This window comes from Streptomyces sp. NPDC096323, from assembly GCF_040302845.1.
GTDB lineage: Bacteria > Actinomycetota > Actinomycetes > Streptomycetales > Streptomycetaceae > Streptomyces.
Genome location: NZ_JBEOSI010000007.1, coordinates 328624 through 343428 on the forward strand (window position 1 = coordinate 328624; position 14805 = coordinate 343428).

General features: G+C 71.7%; 11 protein-coding genes. 7 read left to right on the plus strand and 4 right to left on the minus strand.

From position 1 onward, the window contains the following. Nucleotides 1-151: 151 nt before the first annotated feature. Nucleotides 152-1609 carry an MFS transporter gene (locus tag ABTX18_RS21605; protein ID WP_352124332.1) on the plus strand — a complete coding sequence of 486 codons (1458 nt, stop codon included), beginning with the start codon at nt 152-154 and terminating at the stop codon, nt 1607-1609. Between the two features lie 29 nt (nt 1610-1638). Here ABTX18_RS21605 and ABTX18_RS21610 read toward each other — a convergent pair whose 3' ends face one another. Beyond that, nucleotides 1639-2559: a LysR family transcriptional regulator gene (locus ABTX18_RS21610; RefSeq protein ID WP_352124333.1), complete on the minus strand. Its 921-nt coding sequence runs from the start codon at nt 2557-2559 to the stop codon at nt 1639-1641. A gap of 70 nt (nt 2560-2629) precedes the next feature. Here ABTX18_RS21610 and ABTX18_RS21615 point away from each other — a divergent pair, with 70 nt between their 5' ends. Together ABTX18_RS21615 and ABTX18_RS21620 are read left to right on the plus strand one after the other, a co-directional pair. After that, the gene (locus ABTX18_RS21615) at nt 2630-3589 is read left to right on the plus strand and encodes an NAD-dependent epimerase/dehydratase family protein (RefSeq protein ID WP_352124334.1); all 960 of its coding nucleotides are present in this window, start codon (nt 2630-2632) and stop codon (nt 3587-3589) included. Beyond that, a complete protein-coding gene (locus tag ABTX18_RS21620; RefSeq protein WP_352124335.1) occupies nt 3586-4467 on the plus strand; it encodes an aldo/keto reductase in 882 nt (293 codons plus the stop codon). Before ABTX18_RS21615 ends, ABTX18_RS21620 begins: the two co-directional genes overlap by 4 nt. Here ABTX18_RS21620 and ABTX18_RS21625 read toward each other — a convergent pair. From ABTX18_RS21625 to ABTX18_RS21635, 3 genes are read right to left on the minus strand one after another with little or no spacing between them, the layout of a single operon-like run. After that, nucleotides 4464-5360: a haloalkane dehalogenase gene (locus ABTX18_RS21625; RefSeq protein ID WP_352124336.1), complete on the minus strand. Its 897-nt coding sequence runs from the start codon at nt 5358-5360 to the stop codon at nt 4464-4466. The two genes, ABTX18_RS21620 and ABTX18_RS21625, sit on opposite strands and share 4 nt — an antisense overlap. Nucleotides 5361-5367: 7 nt before the next feature. After that, nucleotides 5368-5805 (minus strand): pyridoxamine 5'-phosphate oxidase family protein, encoded by a 438-nt coding sequence (locus ABTX18_RS21630; RefSeq protein ID WP_352124337.1) that lies wholly within the window; start codon nt 5803-5805, stop codon nt 5368-5370. Then, the gene (locus ABTX18_RS21635) at nt 5802-6494 is read right to left on the minus strand and encodes an NAD(P)-dependent oxidoreductase (protein ID WP_352124338.1); all 693 of its coding nucleotides are present in this window, start codon (nt 6492-6494) and stop codon (nt 5802-5804) included. Before ABTX18_RS21635 ends, ABTX18_RS21630 begins: the two co-directional genes overlap by 4 nt. 75 nt (nt 6495-6569) lie before the next feature. On the opposite strand from ABTX18_RS21635, the gene ABTX18_RS21640 reads away from it, so the two are divergent. From ABTX18_RS21640 to mfd, 4 genes are all read left to right on the plus strand, one after another. Further along, on the plus strand, nt 6570-7169 hold the full coding sequence (locus ABTX18_RS21640) for a TetR/AcrR family transcriptional regulator (RefSeq protein ID WP_352124339.1): 600 nt from the start codon (nt 6570-6572) through the stop codon (nt 7167-7169). Between the two features lie 464 nt (nt 7170-7633). Continuing rightward, the gene (locus ABTX18_RS21645) at nt 7634-8422 is read left to right on the plus strand and encodes an ABC transporter ATP-binding protein (RefSeq protein ID WP_352124340.1); all 789 of its coding nucleotides are present in this window, start codon (nt 7634-7636) and stop codon (nt 8420-8422) included. Beyond that, nucleotides 8419-10998 (plus strand): ABC transporter permease, encoded by a 2580-nt coding sequence (locus ABTX18_RS21650; RefSeq protein ID WP_352124341.1) that lies wholly within the window; start codon nt 8419-8421, stop codon nt 10996-10998. Before ABTX18_RS21645 ends, ABTX18_RS21650 begins: the two co-directional genes overlap by 4 nt. Before the next feature lie 228 nt (nt 10999-11226). Then, on the plus strand, nt 11227-14757 hold the full coding sequence (mfd, locus tag ABTX18_RS21655) for a transcription-repair coupling factor (RefSeq protein ID WP_352124342.1): 3531 nt from the start codon (nt 11227-11229) through the stop codon (nt 14755-14757). Nucleotides 14758-14805: the final 48 nt, after the last annotated feature.

Genomic DNA, 14805 nt, shown 5'->3' on the forward strand with positions numbered 1-14805 from the left:
ACCGCGGGCGTTGAAGGGGTGGTCGGTTGCGGGCGGCGGCTCGCCCTCGCGGGGTGTGCACTGGACACATGATGTGTATGACACATCAGGCATGTACGATGCACGTCGCCGTCCCGGTAGCCGGGACCACGACCCCAAGGAGCCCCTCCTCATGGATGCCCCCCAGCCGACAGCCAGATCCGGCGGCGTGGTCGCCACGCTGGCCTTCGCCGGCACCGTGGCGGCGGTCATGCAGACCCTGGTCACCCCGCTCATCGCCGAGCTGCCGAAGCTCCTGAACACGTCGTCGTCCAACGCCGCCTGGGTCATCACCGTCACCCTGCTGGTCTCCGCGGTCTGTGTGCCGGTCTCCGGACGGCTGGGCGACCTGCTGGGCAAGCGCCGGATGCTGCTCGTGTGCTCGGTGCCGCTGTTCGCCGGCTCCGTGGTGTGCGCGCTCTCGTCCACTGTCGTCCCCATGATCGTCGGACGTGGTCTGCAGGGCATGGGCATGGGCATGGTGCCGCTCGGCATCGCCCTGCTGCGCGACGTGGTGCCGAAGGAGAAGCTGAGCTCCTCCATCGCGCTCGTCAGCGCCTCCCTCGGCATCGGCGGTGCCCTCGGCCTGCCGATCGCCTCCGCGGTCGCCCAGTACGCGAACTGGCGGGTGCTGTTCTGGGGTTCCGCGGTGCTGGCCCTCACCATCTCCGCACTGATCTGGTTCCTCGTCCCGGACGTGCCGGCCGCCGCGAAGGGGCAGCGTTTCGACGTGCCCGGCGCCCTCGGCCTGGCGGTCGGCCTGGTCTGCCTGCTGCTCGCCGTCTCCAAGGGCGCCGAGTGGGGCTGGGGCTCCGCGACGACGACCGGCCTGTTCGCCGCCTCCGTCGTGGTGCTCATCGCCTGGGGCTTCTGGGAACTGCGCACCAAGGACCCGCTGGTCGACCTGCGCACCACGGCCCGCCCCCGTGTGCTCATCACCAACCTCGCGTCGCTCTTCGTCGGCTTCGGCATGTACGCCGGCATGCTGATCGCGCCGCAGCTGCTGCAGTTCCCCGAGGCCACCGGCTACGGCCTGGGTCAGTCGATGCTCCAGGCGGGCCTGTGGATGGCCCCGGGCGGCATCATGATGATGATCGTCTCCCCGTTCGGCGGAAAGCTGACCGACGCCCGCGGCCCGAAGTTCACGCTGATCTCCGGCGTGCTGGTCATCGCGGCCGCCTACGGTCTGGGGATCGTCCTGATGGGCTCCGCGTGGGGCCTGATGCTCTTCCTCATGGTCAGCAGCAGCGGCGTCGGCCTCGCGTACGGGGCGATGCCCGCCCTGATCATGAGCGCGGTCCCGGCCTCCGAGACGGCCGCCGCCAACGGGTTCAACACCCTCATGCGCGCGCTGGGCACGTCGATCGGCGCCGCCGTCATCGGTGCGGTCCTCGCCCAGATGACCACGGAGACGGCCGGCTTCACCTTCACCTCGGAGGCCGGGTTCCGCACGGGCCTGATCTTCGGCTGCGGTGTCGCCCTCGTCGCCGTGCTGATCTCGGCGTTCATCCCGGCCGTACGCGGCTCCGCCGACGCCGGCGGGAAGGCGGCGGCGACCTCCGCCCCGGAGGCGGCCACGGCCAGGAGCTGAGGTCCCGGCCCCCGAGGGGCCGGTGCCGGTCAGGGCGCGTACGGGCGCAGCGCCGCGGAGGCGTGTTCCAGGGCGCGTACCAGAGCGGTGATCTCCGCACGGGCGCGGCGGTGGCCGAGCGTGGCCACGCCGATGTGCCGGGCCGGGGCCGGCGGCTCGACCGGGACGGTGCACAGGCCCGGCACCTCCGGGGTGAGCGCGATGGACGGGATCAGCGAGACGCCCATGTGCGCGGCGACGAGCGAGCGGGCGAAGAAGTAGTCGGTCGTGGTGCCGCGCACCTCGGGCTCGAAACCCGCCCGCTCGGCGTAACGGCGCAGGTACGCCTCCGTCTTGAGGCAGCCCAGCACCCACGGTTCGCCCGCCAGCTCGGCCAGGACGATCGCCTCGCGTCCGGCCAGCCGGTGACCCAGGGGCAGGACGACGTGCAGCGGGTCGTCCAGGAGCGGGGTCCACTCCAGGGCGGGGCTGCCGCCGCCCGGCTGCCCGGGCAGAGGGCCGTCGAAGTGGTAAGCGAGCGCCAGGTCGACGGCGCCCTGGCGGACCAGGGGGAGGCTGTCCTCGGGCTCGTACTCCCGGACGTGCAGCACGGTGCCGGGGTGAGCGGCGGTCAGCGCGGTGAGGGCACCGGGGAGCAGCAGCCTGCCTCCGCTGGTGAACGTGGCGACGGTGAGCTGGACGCGGCCGGTGCCGAGTTCGGAGACCTGCCGCTTCGCGTGCTCGATCTCGGCGGCGACCGACTCGGCCGCGCCGACCATGATCCGGCCGGCCGGGGTGAGGGCGACTCCGCGGGTGCTGCGGGTGACGACCTGGGAGCCGAGGCCCCGTTCGAGGGCGGCCACGTGCTGCGAGACGGCGGAGGGGGTCAGGCGCAGGACGGCGGCCGCCCGGTTGAAGCTGCCGTGCTCCGCCACCGCCCGCAGGACACGGAGCCGCTGCACATCGATCAACAGTTTTCCTTACGACGCAACCAGTAAGCGGGCACTTCTGCTGGCGACGGTACGTCTCCACGATGGGGGCATGCAAAGGATCTGCGTCATCGGCGGTAGCCGGTACTTCGGAAAGCTCCTGGTCGAGCGGCTTCACGCCGCCGGACACCGGGTCACGGTCATCAACCGCGGCTCCACGCCGCCACCCCCGGGCGTCGAGCACCTCGTCGCCGACCGCGACGACGAGTCCGCGCTGGCCGCCGCGCTCGGCACACGTACGTTCGACGTGGTCGTCGACCAGGTCTGCTACACGCCCGTGCAGGCCGGGATCGCCGTCCGCGTCTTCTCCGGGCGCACCCGGCGGTACGTCATGACGTCGACCATCGAGGTCTACGACCCGGCGACCGCCACCCCGCCGGCCGGAGCACAGGACACCCCGGCGGAGGAGGAGCGCGTCGATCCGGCGACGTGGGCGGTCCGCGCGGACCTGCCCTGGCACGACGAGGCCTACCTGGACGCCCACTACGCCGAGGGCAAGCGGCAGGCCGAGGCCGTCTTCACCCAGGACGGCCGGTTCGGCTTCGCCTCCGTGCGCAGCGCCCACGTACTGGGCGGCGGAGCCCGGGAGTTCACCGGCCGGCTGGCGTACTACGCCGACCGCCTCGCCCGGGGCGCGGACATCGTCGTGCACGCGCGGGAGCTGCCCACGGTGTTCATCCACTACGAGGAGCTGGCGGACCTGCTCCTGTGGGCGGCGACGGCCACCGGCTTCACCGGCCCGCTGAACGCCTGCTCCGACGGGCTGCTCGACGTGCGGGACATCGCCGACGCCGTCGCGGCGGCAACCGGGCGCCGGCCCGTGTACCGGACGGCGGCCGCGGGCGAGCCGGCCGGGCCGTTCTCCTTCGACCGGTACTACCCCATGAGCAACTCCCGTGCGAAGACGCTGGGTTTCGCCTTCTCCCGTACCGCCGACTGGCTCCCGGGCGCCGCCGCCGAATCCGTCACCGCTTCCGCCGCCCCCGCGGCCCGAGGAGCGCACCAGGCATGAGGCAGCGCACCATCGGGAACATCACGGTCGGCGCCATCGGCCTGGGCGCCATGCCGCTCTCCATCGAGGGACGCCCGGACGAGCAGCGGGCCCTCGCCACCGTCCACGCCGCTCTCGACGCGGGCGTCACCCTCATCGACACCGCCGACAGCTACCACTGGCATGCCGGCGAGAGCGGCCACAACGAACGCCTCATCGCCCGCGCGCTACGGCTCCACGGCGGCGACACCTCCGGCGTGCTGATCGCCACGAAGGGCGGACGCGGCCGGCCCGGCAACGGCAGCTGGACGGTCACCGGAACGCCCGGGCACCTCAAGCGCGCCGCCGAGGCCTCCGCGGGGCGCCTGGGCGTGGAGGCGATCGGCCTCTACCAGCTGCACAAGCCGGACCCGGCCGTCCCCTGGGCCGACTCCGTCGGCGCGCTGCGCGACCTGCTCGACGCCGGCACGATCCGGGCCGCCGGGATCTCCAACGTGACGACCGGCCAGATCCGGGAGGCGCACGCGATTCTCGGCGACGGCCTGGTCTCCGTACAGAACCGGTACTCGCCCGCCGTGCGCGACAGCGAGCCCGCACTACGGCTGAGTACGGAACTGGGCCTGGCGTTCCTGCCGTGGAGCCCGCTGGGAGGCATCTCCCGCAGCTCGCTCGACGGCCACGCGGGCCCGGCCTCGGCGGGCACCGCCTTTCACGCCCTCGCGGCCGAGCGCGGGGTCAGCCCCCAGCGGATCGCCCTCGCCTGGCTGTTGGCCCGCTCCCCGGCGGTCATCCCGGTGCCGGGGGCCAGCCGGCCGGCATCGGTCCAGGACTCGGCCGGGGCGGCGGAGATCCTGTTGAGCGAGGCGGAGGCGGCGCGGCTCGATGCCGCAATCGACTAGCGCGGGCCCCAGCCGGACCCCGGCGGCCGCACCAGTCCGTGGCGCCGGGCCCAGGCGTCGATCGCCTCGGCCAGCTCCTCGGGGCGGTCCTCCGGCGAGTGGTGACCGGCCACGCCGTGACGGGAGACCTCCAGGCCCGCGATGTTCTCCTCGCACCAGGCCACCGCCCCCGCGTCGGTCATCGCGCCCGGACCCGGCTCGAAGGCGGCGAGCAGCTTCGGTACGTGGGGGGTGGCGGCCAGCCAGGCGTCGTACCGCTCGATGCGCGCCACGACGTCCGCGGGTTCGCCGTCCAGCGGCAGCATGCGCGTCCACGCCAGCACCGGGCGCCGGCTGTCCGGGGTCGGGAAGGGCCGCCGGTAGACGTCCAGGTCGGCGGGGGAGAGGGAAGTGGCGAGCGTAGCCGGGAGGCCTTCGATGAAGAGCGACTGCTCCAGGATCATCGACTCGCCCACGCCGGGAGTCCGGAGCAGAGTGAACAACTCCCGCCCTGCAGCCGGGAATTCGTCGCCCACCAGCGGCTTGACGATCGTCTCGGTGAAGGCGAGTGCGCGGACGGCCCCCGGGAGCCGGGCAGCCCGGTCGAAGGCGAGCGCGCCGCCCCAGTCGTGGCCGATCAGGACGGCCTCGGCCAGACCGAGCGCGTCGAACCAGGCGTCGAGGTGGCGGGCGTGGTCGTCGAAGGAGTACGTGAGGCCGGGCTTTCCGGACTCGCCCATGCCGATCAGGTCGGGGGCCAGGAGCCGGCGGCCGGGCGCGGCCACCCCGGGAAGGACGTTGCGCCACAGGTGGGAGGAGGTGGGGTTGCCGTGCAGGAAGACGAACGGCAGCCCGTCGGGGTCGCCGGACTCGCGGTAGTGGATCGTGGTGCCGAGGACGGGAACGGTGGGCATTGCGGTGTCACATCACTCTCTGGTCCGGGGTGCGTACGGGTCGGAGGCCGAGGCTCAGGACACGGTCGACGGTGATCTCGACGACGACCAGGTCCGGCGGGGCGGGCGGGGCCGTGCGGTAGCGGGCGGTGTAGCGGGCGACCGCCTCGGCCAGGCGTACGGGGTCGTCGCCGACCTCGGCCCGGCCTTCGAGGGTGAGCCAGCGGAAGCCGTCCGCCTGGCAGAGCGCGACCCGGGCCGCGGGGCCGCCCGCCGACACGTTGCGGGCCTTGCGGGCGCCCGCCCTGGTGGTCACCCGGGCCAGACCGGTGGACGCGTCGAACGTGAAGCGGACGGGGGCGACGTGCGGGGTGCGGTCGGGGCGCAGCGTGGTGAGGGTGGCCGTGCGGGGACGGGCGAGGAACTGCAGTGCTTCGGAACCGAGTTGGAGGACCTGCCTGCTCACTTCTTCTTCACGCCCTCGTTCCAGATCAGCCTGGCGATGTTCGGCTTCACCTCGGTGGTGATGACGCCCATGGCCGTACGGACATAGCGCCGCTCCTCGAGTTCGCGCAGCATGCTCGCGGCGAGGTCGGTACGGGCGGTGAAGACGCCGTCGGCGCTGACCGGTGCGGTGCGGTAGTCCGTGACGACGGGGTGCTCGAAGAGGCCCGAGGGGCGGACGAGGGTCCAGTCGAGGCCGGTCGCCCGGATCACGTCCTCCATGCGGCGCATGTCCTCGTGGAGCGTGCGGCCCAGGCGCCGGTTCACCAGCGGGTCGAGCACGTGGTTGAAGAAGTGCGCGCCGGTGGGCCGCCAGCCGGGGTCGGCGATGCTGGAACTGACGGCGAGGAGCCGTTTCACGCCGTGGCGGACCATGGCGTCGGTGATCGCCGTGGCGCTCGCCGAGTACAGGGAGACGGAGTCCTTGCTGAAGCGGGCGCCGAGCGCGGACAGGACGGCGTCCGTTCCTTCGACCGCGGCGTCGACGGCCGCCTGGTCGGTGGCGTCGGCGACGGCCAGGCGGAGGCCGGGGCGGGCCGGCGGGGAGCCGGGGCGGCGGGTCACGGCGACGACCTCGTGCCCGGCGGCGAGGGCCTGGGCGGTGAGGTGGCGGCCGGTCGGTCCGGTGGCGCCGAAGAGTGCGATACGCATGGCGGGTGATCCTTCGTGCGGCGGCGGTGGGAACGCCCTTGACTGTGCCGATCAGGAAACGCACGCTCAACGCTGATGAATAACGCCGTCCCCGCCGCCGCCCGCACCCGAGGCCGCCCCCGAGGCAACCCGCCGACCCGCGAGTCGATCGTCCCGGTGGCACGTGCGCTGTTCCTGGAGCGCGGCTACCGGGCCACGACACTGCGCGCGGTGGCCGGGGCCGCCGGGGTCGACCCGGCGCTGATCGCCTACCACTTCGGGTCGAAGAAGGGCCTGTTCGCGGACGTGATGCAGTTCCAGTGCGCCAACGCCCTGGCGGTGGACGAGGTCCTGGGCGGTGACCCGGCCACGCTGCCGGGCCGGCTGGTCGACGCGGTGACGGGCCTGTGGGAGGACGCCGACTTCCGCCGGCTCACCACACAGGGCGACGAGGCGACCGACGTGATCCGCGAATACCTGGAACGCGAGCTGCTGGCCCGGCTTGTTGAATTCCTGGGCGGCCGGGACGCGACCGCCCGCGCGACGGCCGTGGTGACGATCCTCGGCGGGCTCATCTACACCCGCTATCTGAACCCGCTCGCCACCCCCGCGGCTCTCACCCCGGCCGAGACGCGCACCGTCCTCACCCCGGCCCTGCGCGCGGCGCTGGCCCCGCGGCCCCGCACCGCGCGTTAGGGCCTTTCGCTGGGATCATGCCGGGCTCGCGGGGTCCGGCACGCGCATCTGCGGCGTTGTCGTCGGTCGCCAATTCCCCCATAGCCCGAAAGGCGTGGGGGACCCCCATCGCAGTGACTCCCTCCTCCGCCTCGCAGCTGCACGCACCGGACCCCTGCGCTCCACCCAGGGGTGGTGCACCCGAGGGCGCAGTCCCTGAGATACGTGTGCACCCCCGGGCCCAGACCCCTAGGGGAAGCTCCTCAGATCTGCCGAGGGGCCGTTCCTCCCGGCGGAGGACGCGGCCCGCCCGGCTGCTCCGTAGCGTTGTCACGTACAGAGATTGCGGCAGACCACAGGGGGCGGGGTGGGGAAAACCCCACCCGAAGACTGCGCTGGGCACCAGCGCGCCCGACCCCCTCCAGCGACCAGACTTCACATCAGAACGGCGACGACCCGTCGCCGGCCGACATAGGAGAAAAACCGTGACAACGGCTGTAACCATTCCCAGGCACGGGGGCACTGGAGGGCGTACGGCCGTAGCTGCGCGGGCGCGGCAGGTCGTCAAGGCGTACGGGGCCGGGGAGACCCGGGTCGTCGCGCTCGACCACGTCGACGTCGACATCGCCCGCGGGCAGTTCACGGCCATCATGGGCCCGTCCGGCTCCGGCAAGTCGACGCTGATGCACTGCCTCGCCGGTCTGGACACCGTGACCTCCGGGCAGATCCACCTCGCGGACACCGAGATCACCGGGCTCAAGGACAAGAAGCTCACCCAACTGCGCCGGGACCGCATCGGGTTCATCTTCCAGGCGTTCAACCTCCTGCCGACGCTGAACGCGCTGGAGAACATCACGCTGCCGATGGACATCGCGGGCCGCAAGCCGGACGCCGCCTGGCTGCGGCAGGTCGTGGAGACCGTCGGGCTCGCCGAGCGGCTGAAGCACCGGCCGACCGAGCTCTCCGGCGGCCAGCAGCAGCGCGTCGCCGTGGCGCGGGCGCTCGCCGCCCGGCCGGAGATCATCTTCGGTGACGAGCCGACGGGGAACCTGGACTCGCGGGCCGGCGCGGAGGTGCTGAGCTTCCTGCGCAAGTCCGTCGACGAGCTCGGCCAGACGATCGTCATGGTCACCCATGACCCGGTCGCCGCCTCGTACGCCGACCGTGTGCTGTATCTCGCGGACGGGCGCATCGTCGACGAGATGCTCAACCCGACCGCCGACCAGGTGCTCGACCGGATGAAGGACTTCGACGCACGCGGGCGGACGTCATGACCGTCTGGAAGACCTCGATGCGCAACTTCTTCGCGCACAAGGGACGCATGGCGCTGTCCGCCGTCGCCGTCCTGCTGTCGGTGGCGTTCGTGTGCGGCACGCTCGTCTTCACCGACACGATGAACACCACGTTCGACAAGCTCTTCGCGGCGACGGCGGCCGATGTCACCGTCAGCCCGAAGACGGCGAAGGTCGACGACACCCCCGAGAACGGCAAGCCCCAGTCGCTGCCCGCCTCCGTGATCGCCCAGGTCGAGAAGGCCGACGGCGTGAAGAAGGCCGAGGGGGCGATCTCCAGCTCGGCGGTCACCGTCGTCGACAGCGACAACAAGAACATGGGCTCCGACACGGGCGCCCCCACGCTCGCCGGCAACTGGACGTCCAACGACCTGCGCTCCATGGAGATCACCTCCGGCCACGCCCCGCGCGGCCCGACCGAGGTCATGGTCGACGCCGACACCGCGGACAAGCACGGCCTGAAGATCGGTGACGAGCTGCGTACCATCGCGGTCACCGGCGACATCCGGGCACGCATCAGCGGTATCGCCACCTTCAAGGTCACCAACCCGGGCGCGGCCATCGTCTACCTCGACACGGCCACCGCCCAGCAAAAGCTCCTCGGCAGCCCCGACGTCTTCACGCAGATTTCGATCACCGCCGAAGACGGCGTCACCGACACGCAGTTGAAGCAGGACGTCACCGCGGCACTGGACGGCTCGGCCGCGTACAAGGTGCAGACCCAGAAGGAGGCCGCGGAGGCCAACAAGGACTCGATGGGCTCCTTCCTCGACGTGATGAAGTACGCGATGCTCGGCTTCGCCGGGATCGCCTTCCTCGTCGGCATCTTCCTCATCGTCAACACCTTCTCGATGCTGGTCGCCCAGCGGACCCGCGAGATCGGCCTGATGCGGGCCATCGGCTCCAGCCGCAAGCAGGTCAACCGGTCCGTGCTCCTCGAAGCGGTGCTGCTGGGCATCGTCGGATCGATCCTGGGCGTCGCCGCCGGCGTCGGACTGGCCGTCGGGCTGATGAAGCTCATGGGCGCCATGGGAATGGAGCTGTCCACCAAGGACCTCACCATCGCCTGGACGACCCCCGCGATCGGACTCGCGCTCGGCATCGTCGTGACCGTCCTCGCCGCCTACATCCCGGCCCGCCGGGCCGGCAAGGTCTCCCCGATGGCCGCCCTGCGCGACGCCGGAACACCGGCGGACGCCAAGTCGGGCTGGATCCGGGCCGGCATCGGCCTGGTCCTCACCGGCGCCGGTGCCGCAGCCCTTTGGGCGACGACGCAGGCGGACAAGGCCAGCGACGGCTCGCTCTTCCTCGGTCTGGGCGTCGTGCTCACCCTCATCGGCTTCATCGTCATCGGCCCGCTGCTCGCCGGGGTCGTCGTACGGGCACTCAGCGTCGTCGTCCTGCGGCTGTTCGGCCCGGTCGGCCGGCTGGCCGAACGCAACGCGCTGCGCAACCCGCGCCGGACCGGTGCGACCGGTGCGGCCCTGATGATCGGCCTGGCCCTGGTGGCCTGCCTGTCGGTGGTCGGCTCCTCCATGGTCGCCTCGGCCACGGACGAGCTGGACAAGTCGGTGGGCGCGGACTTCATCGTGCAGTCCTCGACCGGCCAGCTGATCGTGCCGCAGGCCGCGAAGGCGTTGGAGACCGCGCCGGGCATCGAGCACGTCACGAACTACAAGGCCATCGCCGCGAAGCTCACCAACCCCGACGGCTCCACGACGGACGAGGACGTCACCGCCGCCGACCCGACGTACCCGCAGGATCTGCGGCGCGAGACCGTCGCCGGTGACCTGAGCGCCGCGTACGGCGAGAACGCCATGTCGGTCGGCGACGACTACGCCACCGCGCACGGCATCAAGGTCGGCGACACGATCACCGTCGCGTTCAAGGCGGGCGAGGCGGCGAAGCTGAAGGTCGCCGCGATCACCTCGGACGACACGACCGTGGACCAGGGTGCGATGTACATGAACACCACGACCGCCGAAAAGTACGTCCCCGCCGACAAGATGCCCAAGAACGTGATCATGTTCGCCAAGGCGCAGGACGGCAAGGAGAAGGAAGCCTACGCCGCCCTGAAGGGCTCGCTCGCCGAGTACCCGCAGTACAAGGTGCAGAATCAGGCCGACTTCAAGCAGGATTTGAAGGACCAGATCGGCCAGCTTCTGAACATCGTCTACGGCCTGCTCGCCCTCGCGATCATCGTCGCGGTGCTCGGGGTCGTGAACACCCTGGCCCTCTCCGTGGTCGAGCGGACCCGCGAGATCGGCCTGATGCGCGCCATCGGTCTCTCCCGCCGCCAGCTGCGCCGGATGATCCGGCTGGAGTCCGTGGTCATCGCCCTGTTCGGCGCCCTGCTCGGCCTCGGCCTGGGCATGGGCTGGGGCACCTCGGCCCAGAAGCTGCTGGCCCTGGAGGGTCTCGGCGTCCTGGAGATCCCGTGGCCGACCATCATCACGGTGTTCGTCGCCTCGGCCTTCGTCGGACTGTTCGCGGCACTGGTCCCGGCGTTCCGGGCCGGGCGGATGAACGTGCTGAAGGCCATCGCCACCGACGGGTGAGCGGGCGGTCCGCATAGACTGACGGTTCCCGCTCCGGGGCGTTCCTCCAAACGCCCCGGGGCGGGATTTCCGCGTGCGGGCGTCGGCGCGCGCCCCGTTGCGGGAGCGGCTGTCACCCCGGAGTCGTACGCTGGAACCCCGGCCCGTGGCACGTGTCGGGCCCTTCGTGTTGCCCTGGCAGCAGCCGGCTGTCAGACCTCCCCCTCGTTACCCGGACGGAAGCCCTTCATGAGCCTGCACGGTCTGCTGGATGTCGTCGTACGTGATCCGGCGCTCGACGAAGCGGTGAAGGCCGCCGGAGACGGCCACCGGATGCACATCGATCTGGTCGGCCCGCCCGCCGCGCGCCCCTTCGCCGTGGCGGCGCTCGCCCGGGACGCCGGCCGGACCGTGCTGGCCGTCACCGCGACGGGGCGCGAGGCCGAGGAGCTGGCGGCCGCGCTGCGCACCCTGCTGCCGCCGGACACGATCGCGGAGTACCCGTCGTGGGAGACCCTGCCGCACGAGCGGCTCTCCCCGCGCTCCGACACCGTGGGCCGCCGGCTGGCCGTGCTGCGGCGCCTCGCGCACCCGAGGCAGGACGACCCGGAGACCGGGCCGGTCTCCGTCGTCGTCGCACCGATCCGTTCCGTGCTCCAGCCGCAGGTCAAAGGGCTCGGCGATCTGGAGCCCGTGGCACTGCGGATCGGGCAGAGCGCGGATCTCGGCGAGACCGTGGAGGCCCTTGCGGCAGCCGCGTACTCACGCGTCGAACTGGTCGAGAAGCGCGGCGAGTTCGCGGTGCGCGGCGGCATCCTGGACGTCTTCCCGCCGACCGAGGAGCATCCGCTGCGGGTGGAGTTCTGGGGCGACGACGTCGAGGAGATCCGCTACTTCAAGATCGCCGACCAGCGGTCGCTGGAGATCGCCGACCACGGGCTGTGGGCGCCGCCCTGCCGCGAGCTGCTGCTCACCGACGAGGTCCGCGAGCGGGCCGCCGCGCTCGCCGAGGCCCACCCCGAGCTCGGCGAACTCCTCGACAAGATCGCCGAGGGCATCGCGGTCGAGGGCATGGAATCCCTCGCCCCCGTCCTCGTCGACGACATGGAACTCCTGATCGACGTGCTGCCCCGGGGCTCCATGACCGTCGTGTGCGACCCCGAGCGGGTCCGTACGCGGGCCGCGGACCTGGTCGCCACCAGCCAGGAGTTCCTGGAGGCGTCCTGGGCGGCCACCGCGGGCGGCGGCGAGGCCCCCATCGACGTCGGCGCGGCCTCGCTGCGCGGTATCGCGGACGTCCGCGACCGGGCCCGCGAGCTGAACATGATGTGGTGGTCGATCTCCCCGTTCGCCGCCGACGACGAGCTGGACGACGACACCCTCAAGCTCCGGATGCACGCCCCGGAGGCGTACCGCGGCGACACCGCCCGGGCGCTCGCCGACACCAAGGGCTGGCTGGCCGACGGCTGGCGCACGGTGTACGTCACCGAGGGCCAGGGGCTCGCCTCCCGTACCGTCGAGGTGCTCGGCGGCGAAGGCATCGCGGCCCGCCTGGACGCGGACCTCGCCGAGATCAGCCCATCCCTGGTCCACGTCTCCTGCGGCGCCATCGAACACGGCTTCGTCGACCCCGCGCTCAAGATCGCCGTCCTCACCGAGACGGACCTGACCGGCCAGCGCACCGCCACCAAGGACCTCGGCCGGATGCCGGCCCGCCGCAGGAAGACCATCGACCCGCTGACGCTGGAGGCGGGCGACTACATCGTCCACGAGCAGCACGGCGTGGGCCGTTACGTCGAGATGGTGCAGCGCACGGTGCAGGGCGCCACCCGCGAGTACCTCCTCGTCGAGTACGCCCCCGCCAAGCGCGGCCAGCCCGGCGACCGGCTCTACATCCCGACCGACCAGCTGGAGCAGGTCACGAAGTACGTCGGCGGCGAGGCCCCGACCCTGCACCGGCTCGGCGGCGCCGACTGGACGAAGACGAAGGCGCGCGCGAAGAAGGCCGTCAAGGAGATCGCCGCCGACCTGATCAAGCTCTACTCGGCCCGCATGGCCGCCCCCGGCCATGTCTTCGGCCCGGACACCCCGTGGCAGCGCGAACTCGAGGACGCCTTCCCGTACGCGGAGACGCCCGACCAGCTGACCACCATCGCCGAGGTCAAGGAGGACATGGAGAAGTCCGTCCCCATGGACCGGCTGATCTGCGGCGACGTCGGCTACGGCAAGACGGAGATCGCGGTCAGGGCGGCGTTCAAGGCGGTCCAGGACGGCAAGCAGGTCGCCGTCCTCGTCCCCACGACCCTCCTCGTCCAGCAGCACTTCGGTACGTTCACCGAGCGCTACGCCCAATTCCCCGTCACTGTAAGGGCGCTGAGCCGCTTCCAGTCGGAGTCCGAGTCGAAGGCGACCCTCGAAGGGCTTCGCGAGGGCTCCGTCGACCTGGTCATCGGCACCCACCGCCTCTTCTCCTCCGAGACGAAGTTCAAGGACCTGGGCCTGGTCATCGTCGACGAGGAACAGCGCTTCGGCGTCGAGCACAAGGAGCAGCTGAAGAAGCTCCGCGCCAACGTGGACGTCCTCACCATGTCCGCGACGCCCATCCCCCGTACGCTCGAAATGGCGGTCACCGGCATCCGCGAGATGTCGACGATCACCACCCCGCCCGAGGAGCGCCACCCGGTCCTCACGTTCGTCGGCCCGTACGAGGAGAAGCAGATCGGCGCGGCCATCCGCCGTGAACTGCTCCGCGAGGGCCAGGCGTTCTACATCCACAACCGCGTCGAGTCGATCGACCGCGCCGCAGCCCGCCTCCGCGAGATCGTCCCCGAGGCGCGGATCGCCACGGCCCACGGCCAGATGTCCGAACAGGCGCTGGAACAGGTGGTGGTGGACTTCTGGGAGAAGAAGTTCGACGTCCTGGTCTCCACGACCATCGTCGAGTCCGGCATCGACATCTCCAACGCGAACACCCTGATCGTGGAGCGCGGCGACAACTTCGGCCTCTCCCAGCTCCACCAGCTCCGCGGCCGCGTCGGCCGCGGCCGCGACCGCGGCTACGCCTACTTCCTGTACCCGCCGGAGAAGCCGCTCACCGAGACGGCCCACGAACGCCTCGCCACGATCGCCCAGCACACCGAGATGGGCGCGGGCATGTACGTGGCGATGAAGGACCTCGAGATCCGCGGCGCGGGCAACCTCCTGGGCGGCGAGCAGTCCGGCCACATCGCGGGCGTCGGCTTCGACCTGTACGTCCGCATGGTCGGCGAGGCCGTCGCGGACTACCGGGCGTCGCTCGAGGGCGGTGTGGAGGAGGAGCCGCCGCTGGAGGTCAAGATCGAGCTCCCGGTCGACGCGCACGTCCCGCACGACTACGCCCCCGGCGAGCGGCTGCGCCTCCAGGCGTACCGCTCGATCGCCTCGGCGTCCTCGGAGGACGACATCAGGGCGGTGCGCGAGGAGCTCACCGACCGCTACGGCAAGCTTCCGGAACCGGTCGAGAACCTCCTCCTGGTCGCGGGTCTGCGCATGCTGGCCCGCGCCTGCGGGGTCGGCGACATCGTGCTCCAGGGGTCGAACATCCGCTTCGCGCCGGTGGACCTGCGCGAGTCGCAGGAACTGCGCCTGAAGCGCCTGCACCCGAAGACGATCATCAAGCCGGCCCTGCACCAGATCCTGGTCCCGCGCCCCACCGCGGGCAGGATCGGCGGCAAGCCGGTCGTGGGGCGCGAACTGCTGGCTTGGACGGGGGAGTTCCTTACGACGATCCTGGGGTCGTGAGGGGGGGGCGAATTCCCGCCGGCCCTGCCCAAGGATCTTGGGCGGGGC